Annotated in this window: 14 protein-coding genes, 2 tRNA genes and 3 rRNA genes; 1 reads left to right on the plus strand and 18 read right to left on the minus strand. The window is 42.5% G+C overall.

Features of this window, described 5'->3' with window-relative positions:
• Window positions 1-490 precede the first annotated feature (490 nt).
• The 14 genes from rrf to HRU80_13385 form a co-directional block, all read right to left on the minus strand.
• Window positions 491-607, minus strand: a 5S ribosomal RNA gene (rrf, locus tag HRU80_13320).
• 63 nt (window positions 608-670) lie between these two features.
• A 23S ribosomal RNA gene (locus HRU80_13325) occupies window positions 671-3,651 on the minus strand.
• A gap of 139 nt (window positions 3,652-3,790) precedes the next feature.
• Window positions 3,791-3,863, minus strand: a tRNA-Ala gene (locus HRU80_13330).
• Window positions 3,864-3,909: 46 nt separating this feature from the next.
• A tRNA-Ile gene (locus HRU80_13335) sits at window positions 3,910-3,983 on the minus strand.
• A 98-nt stretch (window positions 3,984-4,081) separates the two neighbouring features.
• A 16S ribosomal RNA gene (locus HRU80_13340) occupies window positions 4,082-5,621 on the minus strand.
• The 16S, 23S and 5S rRNA genes sit together here with 2 tRNA genes alongside, the layout of an rRNA operon.
• 497 nt (window positions 5,622-6,118) lie before the next feature.
• Entirely contained in the window at window positions 6,119-7,537 is a 1,419-nt protein-coding gene (locus tag HRU80_13345) for an SLBB domain-containing protein (protein QOJ29801.1), read from the minus strand.
• A gap of 26 nt (window positions 7,538-7,563) precedes the next feature.
• The gene (rfbB, locus tag HRU80_13350; GenBank protein QOJ29802.1) at window positions 7,564-8,577 is read right to left on the minus strand and encodes a dTDP-glucose 4,6-dehydratase; all 1,014 of its coding nucleotides are present in this window, start codon (window positions 8,575-8,577) and stop codon (window positions 7,564-7,566) included.
• A 17-nt stretch (window positions 8,578-8,594) separates the two neighbouring features.
• Window positions 8,595-9,323 carry a hypothetical protein gene (locus tag HRU80_13355; GenBank protein ID QOJ29803.1) on the minus strand — a complete coding sequence of 243 codons (729 nt, stop codon included), beginning with the start codon at window positions 9,321-9,323 and terminating at the stop codon, window positions 8,595-8,597.
• Between the two features lie 12 nt (window positions 9,324-9,335).
• On the minus strand, window positions 9,336-10,760 hold the full coding sequence (locus HRU80_13360; GenBank protein ID QOJ29804.1) for a transglutaminase domain-containing protein: 1,425 nt from the start codon (window positions 10,758-10,760) through the stop codon (window positions 9,336-9,338).
• Entirely contained in the window at window positions 10,757-11,287 is a 531-nt protein-coding gene (locus HRU80_13365; GenBank protein ID QOJ29805.1) for an HAD hydrolase family protein, read from the minus strand. The genes HRU80_13360 and HRU80_13365 overlap by 4 nt, the downstream gene beginning before the upstream one ends.
• Window positions 11,288-11,964: 677 nt before the next feature.
• A complete protein-coding gene (gene arsB / locus HRU80_13370) occupies window positions 11,965-13,047 on the minus strand; it encodes an ACR3 family arsenite efflux transporter (protein QOJ29806.1) in 1,083 nt (360 codons plus the stop codon).
• A 134-nt stretch (window positions 13,048-13,181) separates the two neighbouring features.
• Window positions 13,182-14,099, minus strand: coding sequence for a hypothetical protein (locus HRU80_13375; GenBank protein ID QOJ29807.1), 918 nt, complete (start codon window positions 14,097-14,099; stop codon window positions 13,182-13,184).
• A 167-nt stretch (window positions 14,100-14,266) separates the two neighbouring features.
• Window positions 14,267-14,692, minus strand: coding sequence for an arsenate reductase ArsC (locus tag HRU80_13380; GenBank protein ID QOJ29808.1), 426 nt, complete (start codon window positions 14,690-14,692; stop codon window positions 14,267-14,269).
• Window positions 14,693-14,728: 36 nt separating this feature from the next.
• Complete coding sequence (locus HRU80_13385; protein ID QOJ29809.1) at window positions 14,729-15,070, minus strand: winged helix-turn-helix transcriptional regulator; 342 nt, start codon at window positions 15,068-15,070, stop codon at window positions 14,729-14,731.
• Between the two features lie 142 nt (window positions 15,071-15,212).
• On the opposite strand from HRU80_13385, the gene HRU80_13390 reads away from it, so the two are divergent.
• Window positions 15,213-16,049 (plus strand): T9SS type A sorting domain-containing protein, encoded by an 837-nt coding sequence (locus HRU80_13390; protein QOJ29810.1) that lies wholly within the window; start codon window positions 15,213-15,215, stop codon window positions 16,047-16,049.
• 102 nt (window positions 16,050-16,151) lie between these two features.
• On the opposite strand, the gene HRU80_13395 is transcribed toward HRU80_13390, so the two are convergent.
• From HRU80_13395 to HRU80_13410, 4 genes are all read right to left on the minus strand, one after another.
• Entirely contained in the window at window positions 16,152-16,316 is a 165-nt protein-coding gene (locus HRU80_13395) for a hypothetical protein (GenBank protein QOJ29811.1), read from the minus strand.
• 158 nt (window positions 16,317-16,474) lie between these two features.
• On the minus strand, window positions 16,475-16,984 hold the full coding sequence (locus tag HRU80_13400; protein QOJ29812.1) for a hypothetical protein: 510 nt from the start codon (window positions 16,982-16,984) through the stop codon (window positions 16,475-16,477).
• 170 nt (window positions 16,985-17,154) lie between these two features.
• Complete coding sequence (locus tag HRU80_13405) at window positions 17,155-18,222, minus strand: DGQHR domain-containing protein (protein ID QOJ29813.1); 1,068 nt, start codon at window positions 18,220-18,222, stop codon at window positions 17,155-17,157.
• On the minus strand, window positions 18,219-18,731 hold the full coding sequence (locus HRU80_13410) for a hypothetical protein (protein ID QOJ29814.1): 513 nt from the start codon (window positions 18,729-18,731) through the stop codon (window positions 18,219-18,221). The genes HRU80_13405 and HRU80_13410 overlap by 4 nt, the downstream gene beginning before the upstream one ends.
• Window positions 18,732-19,302 lie beyond the last annotated feature (571 nt).

Consider the following 19,302-nt stretch of genomic DNA (forward strand, 5'->3'; position numbering starts at 1 on the left):
CAGCGTTCTATATGGGAAGAAATGGTAAAATTCTCTTGGTATTAGATATGAACTGCTTGCAGTGAAGAGGGTTTAAAAACAAAAAAGGTTAGCCATAAGACTAACCCTTTATAGGTTTTAATATAAAACCGGCAACTAGTTACTCTCCTATCCCGACCAGTCGGGACGCATGTAGTACCAATTTATCTTTAAATAATTTTAAAATAAAAAAGGGTTAGTCATAAGACTAACCCATTATAGGTTTTAATATAAAACCGGCAACTAGCTGATCTCCCATCCCGACCTGTCGGGACGCATGCAGTACCAATTTTTAGTTGAGTGATTTTAAAATAAAAAAGCCGACCTCAAAAGATCGGCTTGTAATATAAAACCGGCAACTACCTACTCTCCCATCCCGACCTGTCGGGACGCATGCAGTACCATGAACCATATCAGACATTTAAAATAAAAAAGGGTCAGTCCTAAGACTGACCCTTGTATTTTAATATAAAACCGGCAACTACCTACTCTCCCACACACCTGCGCATGCAGTACCATCGGCGTATGAGGGCTTAACTTCTCTGTTCGGAATGGGAAGAGGTGTGACCCCTCAGCTAAAGTCACCGGAAAACTTTTCAAAAAACAAGTTCTTTGAGAGCTGACTGCTCCATAAAAATTACGGCTTTTAGAAAAAAAATAATAGATTAAGCCGCTCGACCTATTAGTAACACTCGACTGAACATGTTGCCATGCTTACATCTGTGTCCTATCAACCTCGTCATCTACGAGGGGTCTTAGAGGCATTGCTGCCTGGGAAACCTAATCTTGAAGCGTGCTTCGTGCTTAGATGCTTTCAGCGCTTATCACAACCGAACATAACTACCCAGCGGTGCCTCTGGCGAGACAACTGGTACAATAGAGGTTCGTTCGCCACGGTCCTCTCGTACTAATGGCGACCCTTCTCAAGTTTCCTGCGCCCGCATAGGATAGGGACCGAACTGTCTCACGACGTTCTGAACCCAGCTCACGTACCGCTTTAATTGGCGAACAGCCAAACCCTTGGGACCTTCTTCAGCCCCAGGATGCGATGAGCCGACATCGAGGTGCCAAACCTTACCGTCGATATGAACTCTTGGGTAAGATCAGCCTGTTATCCCCGGCGTACCTTTTATCCTTTGAGCGACGGCACTTCCACTCGCTACCGTCGGATCACTAAGTCCTGCTTTCGCACCTGCTCGACTTGTAAGTCTCGCAGTCAAGCTCCCTTTTGCCTTTACACTCGCCGCACGATTACCAACCGTGCTGAGGGAACCATTGAGAGCCTCCGTTACATTTTAGGAGGCGACCGCCCCAGTCAAACTACCCGCCTAACACTGTTCCTCTCCCGGATTCACGGGAGGAGGTTAGAATCCAAATAAAACAAGGGTGGTATTTCACCGTTGGCTCCACCGAGACTAGCGTCCCGGCTTCAAAGCCTCCCACCTATCCTACACATGCTTTACCCGAACCCAATATTAGGGTGCAGTAAAGGTGCACGGGGTCTTTCCGTCCATATGCGGGTAACCGGCGTCTTCACCGGTACCACAATTTCACCGAGCCCGTGGTTGAGACAGTGCCCAAATCGTTACACCATTCGTGCAGGTCGGAACTTACCCGACAAGGAATTTCGCTACCTTAGGACCGTTATAGTTACGGCCGCCGTTTACTGGGGCTTCGATTCAATGCTTCAGATTGCTCTTGACATCTCCTCTTAACCTTCCAGCACCGGGCAGGTGTCAGACCGTATACGTCGTCTTGATTGACTTCGCACAGTCATGTGTTTTTGTTAAACAGTCGCTTGGGCCATTTCTCTGCGGCTCTGAAACCAGAGCACTCCTTTTCCCGAAGTTACGGAGTTAATTTGCCGAGTTCCTTAACCACGGCTCACTCGAGCACCTTAGAATACTCATCCTATCTACCTGTGTCGGTTTGCGGTACGGTCCAACAACAATCTCCCATACGAAGGTTTTCTCGGCAGTCTGTTTAGGGTAAATTTGCGGGCTGAGCCCTCTCATTCGGCTTTCGACGTAAAACGTACGGATTTGCCTATACGTTCTATCTACGACCTTAGACCACCTAATCCAACGGGTGGCTTACCTTTCACTCCTGCGTCACTCCTTATGGTCAAACGATTGTTGCCAGGTACAGGAATATTAACCTGTTTTCCATCGCCTACGCCTTTCAGCCTCAGCTTAGGACCCGACTAACCCTGAGACGACTAACGTTGCTCAGGAAACCTTAGATTTTCGGTGAGATGGTTTTTTACCATCTTTATCGTTACTAATGCCTACATTTGCTTTTCTATCCGCTCCAGCATGGCTCGTGCCACACCTTCAGTGCAGAATAGAATGCTCCCCTACCGATCCGCAAGCGGATCCCATATCTTCGGTGAGTAGTTTAAGTCCCGCGAATTGTCGACGCCGAGTCGCTTGACTAGTGAGCTATTACGCACTCTTTAAATGAATGGCTGCTTCTAAGCCAACATCCTAGTTGTCTATGCAACTCAACATCCTTTCTCTGTTAACTACTACTTGGGGACCTTAGATGATGATTTGGGTTCTTTCCCTTTTGGCCACGAAGCTTATCCCTCGTGGCCTGACTCCCTGTGAACATGTCTATGGAATTCGGAGTTTGTCTGGGTTTGGTACCGTTGTGACAGCCCTAGCCCAATCAGTGCTCTACCTCCATGACATTTTAGACAGAGGCTAGCCCTAAAGCTATTTCGGGGAGTACGAGCTATTTCCGAGTTTGGTTGGCCTTTCACTCCTATCCTCAGCTCATCCAAGCGGTTTTCAACCCACACTAGTTCGGACCTCCATGAGGTTTTACCCTCACTTCATCCTGGCCAAGGATAGATCACCCGGTTTCGCGTCTACCGCCTCTTACTTAGTCGCCCGATTAGGACTTGCTTTCGCTTCGGCTCCGATTCTTAGAATCTTAACCATGCAAGAGACGAGTAACTCGTAGGCTCATTATCCAGAAGGCACGCCGTCATCCCAACAAGTTGAGACTCCGACTGCTTGTAAGCACACGGTTTCAGGTACTATTTCACTCTCCTAATAGGAGTTCTTTTCACCTTTCCCTCACGGTACTTGTTCACTATCGGTTACGAGAGAGTATTTAGTCTTAGGAGATGGTTCTCCCGGATTCCCGCAGACTTTCACTTACTCCGCGGTACTTGGGGTACTTTCAAGAGTCACAATGCTTTAACTTACAGGACTATCACCTTCTATGGTCAACCTTTCCAGGTTGTTCAACTAACATTATGATTTTTTACTCTTTGAGCTATCAGTAATTCGCTCCGAAAGCCCCGCAACACCTGCAATCCAACGCTTACTGGCTTGACAGATTGCAAGGTTTAGACTCTTTCCTTTTCGCTCGCCACTACTCAGGAAATCTCTTTTGATTTCTTTTCCACCAGGTACTTAGATGTTTCAGTTCCCTGGGTTGACTTCCTCCGCCCTATATATTCAGGCGGCGATACTACAGTGTTACCTGTAGTGGGTTGCCCCATTCGGACATCTGCGGATCACGGAATGTATCCTTCTCCCCGCAGCTTATCGCAGGTTACCACGTCCTTCATCGTCTTCTCGTACCTAGGCATCCACCGTGTGCCCTTAGTAACTTAATCAATAAAATGATTTTTTCTAAAAGTTTACTCGATGTGATAATTTTTTTTGAAATTATCGCATTTCATAATTTAATTTTTATGGAGTTTACAGACAAAACATTGCTGCCTCATCTGTACAGTCAAACTTTCAAAGAACTTTAGTGGAGCTAATCGGGATCGAACCGATAACCTCCGCCTTGCAAGGGCGGCGCTCTCCCAATTGAGCTATAGCCCCAAAATTTTCATTTTGGGGTGCGGGTTAAGAACCAACACACCTGAAGTGGGCCTGAGTAGAGTTGAACTACTGACCTCACGCTTATCAGGCGTGCGCTCTAACCACCTGAGCTACAGGCCCAGTTACTACCTGCTATCTCAGGTATCAAACAAACTTTATCAGAACGTACGGACAAAAAAAATTGAAAGTGAGCGAGGAAGAAATATAACGATTACTCTTAGAAAGGAGGTGATCCAGCCGCACCTTCCGGTACGGCTACCTTGTTACGACTTAGCCCCAGTCACTGATTTTACCTTAAACAGCTTCCTCTTGCGTTAGAACACTGTCTTTGGGTACCCTCAGCTTCCATGGCTTGACGGGCGGTGTGTACAAGGCCCGGGAACGTATTCACCGCGCCGTGCTGATGCGCGATTACTAGCAATTCCAACTTCATGGAGTCGAGTTTCAGACTCCAATCCGAACTGGGGATGCTTTTATGGGATTAGCTCCACCTCGCGGCTTGGCAACCCTTTGTAGCACCCATTGTAGCACGTGTGTGGCCCTAGGCGTAAGGGCCATGCGGACTTGACGTCATCCCCACCTTCCTCACTACTTGCGTAGGCAGTTCTATTAGAGTGCTCAGCATTACCTGATGGCAACTAATAGTAGGGGTTGCGCTCGTTGCGGGACTTAACCCAACACCTCACGGCACGAGCTGACGACAGCCATGCAGCACCTGTCCTTATGCCCCTTGCGGGGAGAGCTACTTTCATAGCCGGTCATAAGTCTTTCAAGCCTAGGTAAGGTTCTTCGCGTTGCATCGAATTAAACCACATGCTCCACTGCTTGTGCGGGCCCCCGTCAATTCCTTTGAGTTTCAACCTTGCGATCGTACTCCCCAGGTGGAATACTTAATGCGTTTGCTGCGACGCCGAATTTTTAATCCGACACCTAGTATTCATCGTTTACAGCGTGGACTACCAGGGTATCTAATCCTGTTTGCTACCCACGCTTTCGCGCCTCAGCGTCAGTTACAGACCAAGAAGCCGCCTTCGCCGCCGGTATTCTTCCAGATATCTACGTATTTCACTACTACACCTGGAATTCTGCTTCTCTCTTCTGCACTCAAGATTTGCAGTATCAAAGGCAGTTCTGCGGTTGAGCCGCAGGATTTCACCTCTGACTTACAAACCCGCCTACGCGCCCTTTACACCCAGTAAATCCGGACAACGTTTGCCCCCTACGTATTACCGCGGCTGCTGGCACGTAGTTAGCCGGGGCTTCCTCTGAAGGTACGGTCAAATTTTGCACATTGCTATACAAAATCATTCATCCCTTCTCACAGGAGTTTACAACCTTACGGCCTTCATCCTCCACGCGGCGTTGCTGGGTCACCCTTGCGGGCATTGCCCAATATTCCTCACTGCTGCCTCCCGTAGGAGTCTGGACCGTGTCTCAGTTCCAGTGTGGCTGATCATCCTCTCAGACCAGCTACTGATCGTAGGCTTGGTGGGCTGTTACCCCGCCAACTACCTAATCAGACGCAAGCTCATCCTCAGACGTGGCAAAAGCCACTTTAACAACATCACCATGTGGTGCCGCTGCATTATGCGGTATTAGCGTGTCTTTCGACGCGTTATTCCCCATCCGAGGGCAGATTACTTACGTGTTACTCACCCGTGCGCCACTTTCCTCTAGTATTGCTACCAGATTCTCGTAGACTTGCATGTGTTAAGCACGCCGCCAACGTTCGTCCTGAGCCAGGATCAAACTCTCCGTTGTGGATTTTAATACTGTGTAATCACTCAAAGTACGTTAGCACTTGTTTGCTATATTTCTTCTATCTCGCTCAAACTTTCAAAGAACATTCCGTTAAAAACGGACTTCAAACTTACTGCTTTTTTGTTTCATTGTCAAGTCCACCTTTCGGTTTTCTTTACAATTTTTTAACATTTTTTCGCAGAACAAATTCGAAAACAGACTTTAAACTTACTGCTTTATTTTCTAATTGTCAAGCTAATCTTTCGATTTTCTTGAAAATTTACATCAATTTTTTCGCAGAACAAATTCAAAAACAGCTTATTAACTTACGGCTTTCCTGTATTAATGTCAAGTATTATCTGATATTTTATTCTGTTTTTATCCTTCCGCTACCCAGAGCCCCCCTTTTTTCCTCTTTCTCCTCAAGCCGGGACCGGCTACCCTGACCTGAATGGATAAAAAAAAGCCCTGCCTGAATGGGCAGGGCCTGAATTCCTTGGTGGTTGTATATACTGTTATTTGCCGAACTGCGTCAGCAGAAGAATCAGCGTTGCTATATTACCAATGATGCCGAAATAACCCGCGACTTCACTTACCTGCCATGCAAATGAACGGTTCAGCTCGCGAGGAATATATATAATATCACCCGGCTCAATCTCTACGTTCTGCTCAACCGGTGAAAGCCACTCCTGCGTACCCCCCTTGATTACCATGATTTCATCCTCTATGGCATACTCACCAAGTCCGCCCGCAAGTTCAATATAATAACGATAATCCTTACCTTCTTTATGCACCAGTGCACCCGGCTTTTTAATATATCCGAGCATCTGCACGTGCCGCGCCTTTTCCGGTATGATCACCAGATCACCGTCACGGACAATAAACTCTTTTGCATCTTCAAGATTCGCGGAGAGATCAACTTTAGTGCCGCCAATCAGATGCTGAAATCTTGTTTCCATTCCGAAGAATACCGTATCCCGGTCATTCAGATTCGAAAGGCGCATCAGCTTGGTGACCTCGTAATCAGCATATATATTCAGAAGATCAGTAAGATTCTCCTTAAATTCAGGATCGTCTGCCAGTCCGTATTCTCTGGTGAGGAAATACGGAGGAAGCAGCTCAGACCGCACAATGCGAACCGCTTTCAGATCAGCGGTTTCCCGCAGAACAGATCGCTTTATTACATCATACAGTGTTGTACTGTTTTTTGAAACCGGGAACTCACCTGCAAACTGAACTTCACCGGCTACGATAATGGTAAAGTTCTTACGCTGTGTTTCGCCTGACCCGACTCTTATCCGGTCACCTCTTTTCAGCAGAAAATCATCAGCGATCTTTACCTTTATGATTTCTTCATTATTGCCATTAAAATCAAGCCGTGATATTTCTGCTTCGTTAACATTATCATACGCTTTATTGATGCCGAGCGCTATTGCTATTGCATCGCTTAGTTTATCACCGTCCACATACTGATACGTACCCGGCTTATTCACAGCACCGGTAATAAGAAAGAAATTTCTCTCAATATCAAGCGGAGGGAAGATGATAACATCATCATTGCGAAGCTGCGGATTGAGTGAAAGATCCCCGGTATTCCGGAATTTAAGCAGGTCAATAATCTGTTCACTTTTATCACTCCGGATAAACCTGATATTCCGGAGAGGAACTTCGGCAATCAGCTCTTTCTTTTTCATCAGCAGCAGTTCTGCAGGCATGGAGCTCAGCAAATTCTGTTTTGCTTCAAGATGAATGCGGGTAATAAACTGATCAAGTTTCTCCCCCGGCACGGCAGGGAAGGTTCCGGTAACGATAAAATCACCGCCAATGGTTACAGATATCCCCGCTCCCAGTTTGGAAAGAAGATCAGTCTGTGACTGCGATGCTCCGGTAACAATCATTAAAAGGACTAACAGTCCTGTAACTTGTAATTTCATAGATACGGTATATATACTTGTTTAATTTATCTTTTCAGATATTGTGTTTCGTAATATTTCTGATAGTCGCCTGAGATAATCCGCTTCCACCATTGTTCATTCTTTGTGTACCATTCAATGGTCTGCCGGATACCCTGCTCAAAGGTTACCCTCGGCTTCCAGCCAAGTTCGGTTTCAATCTTAGCTGAGTCAATTGCGTAACGCCTGTCATGGCCGGGGCGGTCTTTCACATACTCAATCAGGTCTTCACCTTTACCGAGTGCAGAGAGTATCAGTTTAACAATTTCAATATTCTTCCGCTCACTGTCAGCCCCGATATTATAAACTTCGCCTGGTCTTCCCTTCTGAAACACCAGATCAATTGCCCTGTTATGGTCATGCACATAAATCCAGTCTCTCACATTCAGACCGTCACCATAAACCGGAAGTTTTTTGTCATGCATTGCATTAATTACCATCAGGGGTATCAGTTTTTCAGGGAACTGATATTCTCCGTAATTGTTTGAACAGCGGGTAATAACGCCGGGGAACCCATAGGTATGAAAAAATGCCTGCACCATGATATCAGAGCCAGCCTTGCTTGATGAATAGGGGCTGTTGGGTGAGAGCGGAGTAGTTTCGGTGAACTTGCCCGTCTCGCCTAAACTTCCGTACACTTCATCAGTAGAAACGTGTACGAACTTTTCTACTTTATGACGGCGTGATGCCTCAAGCAAAACATTTGTTCCGAGGACATTTGTCTTATAAAATACTCCGGAACCAAGTATGCTTCTGTCAACATGAGACTCGGCAGCAAAGTTTATTACGTACTTTATTTCATATTCCGAAAATATATAGTCAACCAGTTCAGCATTGCCGATATCCCCCTTTATGAATTTATAATTGGGGTTCTTTTCAGATTCTTTCAGATTCTCCAGATTACCCGCATAGGTAAGTTTATCAAGATTGACGATAAAATAGTCCTGATGTTCTTTAAGCATCAGATTAACAAAGTTGCTTCCGATAAAACCGGCGCCCCCGGTTACCAAAATGTTTTTCAAATGGTTTCCTTTATTATTTAGTATGCAAAAAATCCAAATAAAATGCCTGCTGTAAAGAAAGTACCTCCTCCTTTAACACCATCGGGCACATTAAAAATCTCAACATCGCCATCTGCTTTCCATTCACCACCGAGAGCAAGAGCATAGCCGGCACCGGCACGAATGCTGAACAGACGGTAAACAGGGATATCAATATTCAGCGTAGGGGTAACGGTAAAATACTGGGAAGTGATTCTTCTGGAAAAACTTGTTGTGCCGGCAGCGCCGCCAATTTCAGCCCAGATATTGTTCCAGTCATAAGCGCCGGAAGTCTTTGAAAACTCAAGACGGGATTCCCCCGCTCCGAGAACCACACCTGCTGAAAGACCAAAAGCCCTAATGAACGGCATGGTATATTCAAAGGTGAAACCGCCAAAGCTATTGGTATATTCAGCTTCACGCTTTTCACCGCCGAACATCGCCGATGTTTGAGCCGAGCCGCCAAAACCGAGCCCGCCGATACGTACATTCGGGATAAATGGTATATAAACAAAGCCAACACCGCCTCCTGCAAAGAAGCCCCCCTCAGGAAGTTCGCCCGAGCCAAAATTCTTCAGTTCCTTATTAACATCGGTCATATCAACCATAAACCAGCCCGGCAAATATCCGCCGCCGGCGCCAAATGGAGAATCAAAATAGGTTTTTTCCTGAGCCAGAGCCGCGGAACTTACGAAACAGAGTACCAAAAGTGTTCTTAGCATGTTCATACTGTTGCTTCCTTATTTATCGTTGGGAAAATTTACTTTCATTGAATAATTCCACGAGTCGAAATAGAGATTACCCCCCTGCCATTCAACTTCTCCCCTCTGAAAATCAACGGTCTCACTGCGGTGATGTTTCTTGGCGGGGAAAAATCCGCGTGAATAGTCATCATTTACCGTCAGGTGATAATAGTCAGTACTTCCCAGAAAGAAGTACTTTGCATCATCCTTTAAAAGATCCTGAACGCCGAATGACTGGTCAACCGGCACCCAGCCAAGTCCGCCAATATATACCTCTGCCCAGTCATGAAGATTAAGACTGCCGGGATGCAGCATCCAGCCGCTCTGCCATTTGGCGGGGATATTATTATAGCGCGCCAGAGTCATAAAAAGAAGGGTCTTTATGCCGCAATCTCCTTTACCGTTGGTGATGCAGTAGTCGGAGATATTCGGAATGGTTGAATACTCAAGAGCGCTCGCCCAGGGAATATTGCTGCTTATCCAGGTATAAAATGAAGTAAGTTTTTCAATATCCGTCATACCGGGTTTAACCAGCTGAGCAGAAAGAGCTTTAATTTTATCGGTAAAAACGATGTGCGGAGGACGTTCTGAAATATGTTCCGCCAGTAATTTTGCATCAAAAGGCTGGGGATTTACCGCCGTCAGCAGATTCGTATATTCCGATTTGGCTTTATAACTCACCTTAAATGAAAACTCTGTTTTTTTACCTGCTTCGGCTTTTTTCTCCATATATATAGACCGGTGAAGCTGTTCCTCCGGGGCTATGATATAATTATCCTGAGAAGCAGAAAGGAGCTGAATATCAGACTGCCGGACTGTTGCACGGGGAAAAGGCATCCAGCATCTTATGATTTCACCTTCGGGAACCATATCCGCTTTAACGGAAAGTGTGTAATGAAGTTCAATTGTTTTCGGGGCGGTAAACCTGCCTCCGGCTTTTGCAGCGGCCTGAATTATCTGGGGGATTTCTTTTTCTAAAAAGGTATCAAGAGTATCAGGAAGGTTTCCCTCTTTTTCAATCTTTTTCTTTTTTGCCTCTGCATTTACCCTGAAGAGATTTGGTGCAGCGTTGCCGAAATATTTCTTTTCCCCGTCAATCATTCGCATCTCAAGATGACCGGAACGCTCCCATTCATCCATCATTGCATCGGTTACGGTATCGTAATATTTCTTTATATAGGTAATTACTTCTTCCCGTGTTCTTCTGAAATCCAGACGAATTCTTCTCATCAGATCTTTTTTAAATGTCAGCTCGCTTATTTTCGCCTGATCCGTTTCCGTTGTAAGAAGATGGTCAATAAGTTCACCGGCTTTGGTGAATTCTCCCCGGTTCATCAGAATATCCACCGAATCTTTCCCGCTGGCAGATGCAGCGGAGACAAAACCAAGAATAAACAGGAAAACAAAGAGATGTGTTTTCATAAGAACTGCTCCGGTGTATCACCCAGGAAATAGGCCGCGAATTCCCTGTACGCTCCCTTGCCGCCCCGGCGTTCAGTAACAATATCTACTACTTCTTTAATTCTCGAAACAGCATCATTTGGGGCACAACTAACCCCGACTGCCTGCAGGAGGCCAAAATCATTTACATCATCCCCGATAAAAGCGATGTTTTCGAGTGTGAGATTATTCTGTTTAGCAATCTGAGTAACAAGAGCAAGTTTATCAGGCACCCCGATATGCACAAAATCCATCTTGATCCGCTCTCCTCTGATCTGAGCGATAGGGGTGACATCGGTGGTGATTATCCCTGTTTTATAACCGGCATTTTTAAGCAGGTGAGAACCCATTCCGTCTTTCACCTGAAATTTCTTCATAACCAGCCCTTCAGCGGTATAATACATCCCTCCGTCAGTGAGGACGCCATCCACATCAGTGAGGATAACCTTAATTTTTGAGAGTTTTTGGGCTAATTTTTTGGAAATTTTACGCGATTTTTCCGTTTTCACGGTCAGTCCGGTGTTAAGTGAATTCTGAATAAATTAGCCCTAAAGATAGAGATATTCAGAGTTTCTTGCTATACGAAAAGAAGGGCAATGGAATTATGAAGTATGAGGTATGAAGTATGAATTGTGAATGGTGAATTTTTTTGCCAGTTTCGCTCCTGATTAAATTTCTGCGACAATCTGCAGAATCTGCGGGTTATTTTCTAGACCTCTATTTGCAAGCCGATTTCTCAGATTCCGTAAATACACGCCGCGGCGTGTATCTGCCAATCAATAGCTGCCGAGCAGCACATATTAACAGCAGCAATAAATCCAGACGTATTCTGCTTCTTAATTCAATAGCTCCCGGCTTAAGCCGGGAGCTATTGAAATTTCTATTCTCCAATTTTTTCGCCAATCTACGTAGTCGGCGGGAAACAATTTCGCCCGTGGCTTCGTTTGTGAATTTCCAGATTCCGTAAATACACGCCGTGGCGTGTATCTGCCGATCAACAGCTGCCGAGCAGCACATATTGCATCAACAATAAATCAAGACGTATTCTGCTTTTTATTTCAATAGCTCCCGGCTTAAGCCGGGAGCTATTGAAAATTCTATTCTCTAATTTTTTGAGCCAATCTGGAGGAAACCTTTGGGTAATGGTCAGACCATACCGCATCCGCCTGACCCCCGATGTACTGCCTTATGGACAAACATCCGGCGGTTTAATCTCACCCTCCTCTGCATTCGGGAAATACTTCTTCTGAATCCAGAGCGCAACACCTACCAGACCAATCAGAACCGGTACCTCCACCAGCGGACCAATCACTGCAGCAAATGCCTCGCCGGAGTTAATACCGAATACCGCAATGGCAACCGCAATAGCCAGTTCAAAATTGTTACTGGCAGCCGTGAAAGAAAGCGTTGCAGTCTTTGAATAATCCGCCCCGATCTTCTTCCCCATATAAAATGAAATGAGGAACATCACCACAAAGTAAATCACCAGCGGAATAGCAATCCGGACCACATCAAGCGGGATTTTTACGATATACTCCCCCTTGAGCGAGAACATCACCACGATGGTAAAGAGCAAAGCGATCAGCGTAATCGGAGAGATTGCCGGAATGAATTTTTTCTCGTACCAGGTTTTATCCTTCAGCCGGAGCATTGTGAAGCGCGTTATCATTCCGGCAAGAAAAGGGATACCAAGATAAATAAACACACTCTCCGCTATCTGCCGGATGGTGATATCCACTTTAAAGGTCTGAAGCCCGAGCCAGTCAGGCAGCACAGTCAGGAATATATACGCATAGACTGAAAAGAAAAGCACCTGAAAAACAGAGTTGAATGCAACCAGACCGGCTGCATACTCCGTATCACCTTTAGCCAGTTCATTCCAGACGATGACCATGGCGATACAGCGGGCGAGCCCGATCATGATCAGTCCTGCCATATATTCAGGGTAGTCCTGCAGAAATACCACCGCTAAAACAAACATGAGCACCGGCCCGATCACCCAGTTCTGAATAAGCGAAAGCACGAGCACTTTGGTGTTCTTAAATACATCCCCGAGCTCCTCATACTTGACCTTGGCAAGCGGAGGATACATCATCAGGATAAGCCCGATGGCAATGGGGATATTTGTGGTACCGCTCTGAAACGAGTTCCAGAAATCTACAATACCTCGGAAAAGATACCCGCTGAAAACTCCGGCAAACATCGCCAGAAAAATCCAGAGGGTAAGGTAACGGTCTAAAAAAGAAAGTTTTTTTGTTAGTGTGGACATGGAAAATTCCTATTCTTTTGTTTTTGATATGGTGCAGCACATTTTTAATTTCAAACTATCACCATGACCGCCAATATCAGAGCATACAATCACGTTTTGCAGAGAAAAATTTTTGTATTAAGGGGGAAATCTTTTTAAATAAAATAATATAAACCTTTTTTCGCTTCTTGTATCGTTTGTGCAAAATATAATTTCTTGTCAACTAATTCTTGAATTATTATATAATTATCATCTGTCATAATTCTTAAATTCATAAACCTTACTTTATAAACGATTGATCCAAATAAGACAATTGTTACTATAATTTCGTCACTCTTGTTTTCGCGATATATTTTGTGATAAGGTTTATATGGGCCATTATATGGAAATTGTTCAAACTGCAAATATTTGGAAATAATACCCGACTTAATATATTCACGAACTGAGTCAAAATACTCATCGAATATCATTTCCCCAGTTGTAATACAAAGATAATTATAAGCCATCAATGCAATAATTCTATTATCCATATTAGTGGCACTAGCTGCGGGAAACCAATTCAAAAATCTACGTTTAACGATAGTATGGCGATTAGTCAGTTTAATAGGTTCATCTGACCCTTGCTCATGAAATTTAATGAGTTTTTCTTCAATCTCATTCTCACTTAGACCTTCCTTTTTCAGTAATCGGCGTAAATTTTCTTCTACATCCCTAATATCAATATTAATCATGTTATCCGAAACTTTTTTAGCCTTTGTAATGATTTTTCCATTCTTAAAGAAAGCAGGAATTATTGATTCATCAGAAGATTTAGCAGTATAAAGCTGACCTTCCTCAATCGATTTGAATAATTTGGGCAATTCAGATTTCAAGGATCGTATTGCCAATCGAATAGGATAAATTTTTTTTGCTTTAGAAATTAGTTTACTCCCAAGTGAATCGTTGTTGCACTTTGCACATTGAAGGTTTACCTCAACAAATCCGCCCAAAGATTCAGGAATCATATGTTCATAAGTGAGTTTTATTTCAGATAAACAAATAACACACCGATTAAAGCCACTTTGCAGTTTCATAGTAATTTATATTAATAGTATTTTTTTTATTCCATTATTTCGTACGGTAAATCCAAAAGCTTTTATTGTCTATTTATACTTAGAAAAAAATCAAAATAATATACATTGTATATTTAATAGGAAGTTCCAGCTATCATCACCAGGTTTAGCCATTCCCTTTCAATAAATCAGTTACCGCTCAGCCATTCCTTTATCTTCGTCTCAATCTCATCCCTTATTACCCGTGTCTCTACCAGTTTCTCATCCCAACTTCCCTGAAGTGCCGAAGGGTCTCTGAATCCCCAGTGCAGGCGTTTACCCTGTCCGGGGAAGGTGGGGCACCGCTCGGCGCTCGTTTCATCGCAGACGGTTATCACAAAATCGAATATATCTTTCCTTTCAAGAAACTCATCCACACTTTTGGTACGGTTTTGTGAGATGTCTATTCCCTTCTCCCTCATTGCTTCCACCACAACCGGGTTCAGCTTACCCGGTTCAATGCCGGCGCTTTCAGCTGCATAGCGGTCACCGCCGTGCAGATTCAAAAACGCCTCGGCCATCTGACTGCGGGCACTGTTGTGTATGCATACAAATAAAACTCTTTTTTTATTCATGGTCAGTCTTCTCTTATTAATTCAAAATTTCATCGTTCAGGTGCTGCATATTTGTCTGCGGTCAAGGTTCCCGAGCTTTGCAATATCCCCTCTGATATCCTCCGCCGGCTGAATCCACAGATCAAGATTGTTTAAAAGCTCCCGGATGCGTTCATCGTCGGTTTCTTTATTCAGATAATAATTGACCCATTTCCCGTCTTTTGCTTCGGTTACCAGTCCTGCCTCCTTAAGCACCCCCATGTGCTGGTTTACGGTTGAGTTTGCCAGCGAAAGCATTTCCGTGATTTCGCAGGAGCAGAGCATCCTCACCTGCAGCGCTTTCAGGATTCTCTGCCTGTTCCGGTCTGAGAGTGCCTTAAATAGTATCGTGTGATTCATATTTTATTTCGTTACCTGCCGAAATATAAGAGTATTTATCTGAAATAAGAAAATGGTATTTTCCTTTCAGTATTGTGGCATGGTTTTGGCAGCTGAAAAAGCATAACTATTTACATAATTTTTTTCTAAGGTGTTAATTTCAATGAAAAAGACAGCATTACTTTTCCTGTTTATCGCTTCCCTGGGATTCGGCCAGACCTTCAACAATACCTTTACCTCCAACCCTATCCCGGGAGCAACCGCATCGGGCTGGCTTTATTTTGAGAAGGACGGGGATAACTGGAAAAGCCGGATGTATTATCTTGACACCATTCAGTTCAAAATAACCGGAGGCACTTTTTCGAACGCCATAACCTATTCCCATATGTTCACTCCTGAAGAGCAGCTCGCCGGATATTATATTTATAGTCTTATGACTGACTTAAACGGCGACAATTATACCGATTTCTATATTCTCTCCTACACCGGTAATTCAAGTGCCTACCGTCAGGGCTTTAAAATCTTCAGCATGGTTGACGGAAGCACTATTTTTGAGCGGAAAGACAATAATACCTGGTATTCTGAACCCACAATTTCGGATCTGGATAATGACGGCGTGCTTGACTGCTCATTTTACAGCTACACCTTCCCTTATAACGGCACCTATAAGTATGAAGTCTACAGCACAGGTGTTACCACCGATATGAAGGAAGCTTCCCCGCGCGGCTTTGTGCTGAATCAGAATTTCCCGAATCCATTTAACCCATCAACCGTCATCCGCTTCACGCTTGAAAAAAGCCAGCAGGTTTCAGTTGAGATATATAATGTAGAAGGCCGGCTGATCAGAACACTCGTTCAGGAAAACCTCCCCGAGGGCAGCCATGAAATCTCCTGGGACGGTAAAGACGAACGCGGATTCAACCTCTCCTCTGGTATATACTTTTACTCCCTTCGCGGCAGCGGTCATCAGCTGACAAAGAAGATGGTTTTGCTGAAATAATTCCGGCTTGGAAATCCATTCCAGACAAATCGGACAGATTACAAAACAGCTATTGAAAGTTAAGTATAGAAAGCGGGAGAAGGTGAAGTATGTTTTGAAGGACTACTTTGCTCTTGGCTTTATCGGTCTCTCCCGCTGAACCTTCTTGAAATACTCAACAATTTCCTGTTTGGTCATACGGGAAAGCTTTTCGCTCAATCTGTCTCTTTGCTCACGCATGAATTTTACTGCGTCAAAGGTTTTTTTGATGTTGTCTTCATAGATCACAAATTCTTTTGGAGAACTGATTTCTAATCAATTTAATCAATTCCTCGAAATTTTTCATAAAGTATTTCGAAAGGAGCAGATAATCCTGTCATATATTTGTGAATGTCATGATACAATGACGAAAGACAGTCACAAAAAGACAAATTATTCATTTCTAGTTATTCTTTAACATTCTTCACATCATTAATATAATATTTTCCAATTTCAGCAATAAACTCACCTAAATCGCCATAACTTATTTCAACTTCAAAATTCACTAATCCATTCTTGATATTCCAAAATTTCAGTTTTGCATGCTCTACATCAATAGAAAAATTAGCGTGAGCCAGCGAATTTCTCAGTAACCTCAGAAAATCAAGAGTCGTAATATTATCATTTGGTGAAGTATTAATATGGAATTTGTTTCTTGTTGTAAAATTAAAACTTGTATAAGATTTTTCCCAAATTTCTTTTGGAACAACTAGTAGCCCATATAACAACAATATAACTGTCCCTTGATTCTTTGTATGATAAATATTCAGGTTCAATAATTCTTGACTGCTAAGAAAGTTATTATAGAATTCGAAAACCGTCTGACTTGGGTTCTTCCGTAATTGTTCGTCAAACTGAAAGAGGAATTGACCATTATACCAAGTCCATTGAGGAATTTCATCTCTCGAGTCAAACATAATATATTCAATTTAGCTTTAACGTTGTATAAGCAAATGCGGTTTCAATGTTATTGTATTTTTTTATTGAAGTAAACATGGAAGCATTCCACTATCAAAAACAAAATCACCTTCGAAATTGATAAAATTTTTTAATCAACCACTGAACCTTCAATTTCTTGTAGATTCTGTTAGCTGATGTTTTTTAATTGTTTATATAATTCATTCGATGCTTGAAAACCTGATGCTCCAAAATAGTCTGTATTTATTTGTCCGTTTAACCGATGAATATAAGTTAGACGATTATAAAAATAGTCGTAGGATAAATCGTTATTTCTAATTCCTTCCGATGAAACATCTTTGAACAATTTTATAATTGCATTATATCCGGTTGTTTTATTTAAAATTGAACTATCATTTAGCCAGTCGTCAGGCAAGAGATTTTTTATTGCGTTAAAATAATTGAAGAGGATTTTATAGACAATGTGAGATTCTTTTCGTTTATAGAGTGACCAAAAAATATACTTGTCGCTGTTAATGCCAAAATCAGGTAATTCAGATACGTTTTCGTTTGCCATTAATGCGTTTCTAATCTGATAATACTCATTTTCTGGAAATGTTAAGTCCAAAAGTGGTGAAACAAAAGCACTTAATGAGATAAATCCATTATAACCACTACCACCAAATTTGATGCTATTAAACCAAGGAGAGTCCTTATCATAATTGAAAGATTGAGCAACTTCAATCATCATTTTCCGCGGAGTATAAACCTTGCTATTTAATTCGAGGTTTAGGTTTAATGAAGGGTCAACCTTTGTTTGTTGAGAGTTAATGGTTGAAAATATATTTGCTTGTTCGTGTAATTCAAGGTTTTTGAATATAGAAACTATTAGCTCGAAATTTTCAATGGGATTGTCCCTAAATCCTTCAAGCCTGTGTTGTCCGTCAATAACTGTAAATGTATTTGGGTCTATCCGTAATTGTAAGGTATTCTCTGTTTCATTCAAAACAAAATCGTCAATTGTGTTAAGGATAATAGAGTTTGGGAAAGTAGCGTCAATTGATTTTAAATATGTTCTAATTTGATTAATTTTAGTTTGCTTCAATTCTCTTTGAATACCCAGAAACTCATCATCATTCTCTATTCTTCGTCTATCCACGAATGACATTTCCAACAATTCCGAAGGTGAAATTTTAGCTATATAAAATACACCAATAGGTTGCGTTATTTTTATTGTACTTAATGTTGTTGAATTCATATCTTAATTTTTTTACCTTCAATTTCTGTTGTAGTTGTTCCTTTCCCTTTATCTGCTCTATATATGCTTAATGCTTCTACCTCATCATATTTTGTAATTAAAAGCAGTAGAATGGAAACAGCAAGTGTTGTAAATGATCCAAACTTATAAATTTCAATTTGAATGAAGTCATTTTTTAATTCTACTTGCAGAAGACACAATACATACAATGCAACAGAAATAACAATTGTCAAAACACTGACTACATATGCCATTTCTCTTTTTTTTTCATTTTGATAAAATAAATGCAATAAAGAAGTAATTATACAGCTATTTGTTGCAATGATTATTGAAAGAATATTAATGTCGATTACAAATTCATCACGCCTAATGCCCCTTAGTATGAGAATATTAAGTAGTGGGATTATGTAAGAAATCATCAACCAAATGACGGACTTCTTCAAAGTCTTTCCGAAATTCAGAAAGAAGATTTTTATTTTTTCGATTGTCTCATCTTTTATCAATGTCATTTGCTTTTATTTGTTGTCGTTGTCGCCATGAAAAATTTCAAATTACAAGTGTACATACTTTTATACCGCTATCAACCTGACTTGTCTTCAACCCAGCCGCCCGGCATCAACAACCCGGATTTGCGTCTCAAATATAAGAATATTCTAAATATCTAATAAAACGCCTGAACTTTCTCGACCGCAAAGTTCTTAGCATCCAAATAATTAAAAATTCCGTCCTTTGCCTCCGTATCCCGACTCGCTTTTAAAAACATCGAATTCGATGCCCTTTAAATCCGGTTTATGAAGTTGTTCCCAGAGTCCGCAGAACTCAAAAGCGCTTCTGGTTCGCATCCAGTTCTGAATGATATAATTTGTTCTGTCGGGGTCGCTGTAGCATGCCACATCTATCAGAGAAATGTAGTCGTTCTTTTAGTCGGAAATTAAGGCAACTTCGCTGACCTGTTCATTAATAGTTTTACTTCTTGCCATTTTATAACCTATTATTTTAGTTCGTCTAAACCAAAATAAGCAAATTCCAATATTCCCCAACAACTACTAAACCCATCGAATTCGATGGATTTTGAATTCA

It is taken from the genome of Ignavibacteriales bacterium, assembly GCA_015709675.1.
In the GTDB taxonomy this organism is placed as follows: Bacteria; Bacteroidota; Ignavibacteria; order Ignavibacteriales; family Ignavibacteriaceae; genus H2-BAC3.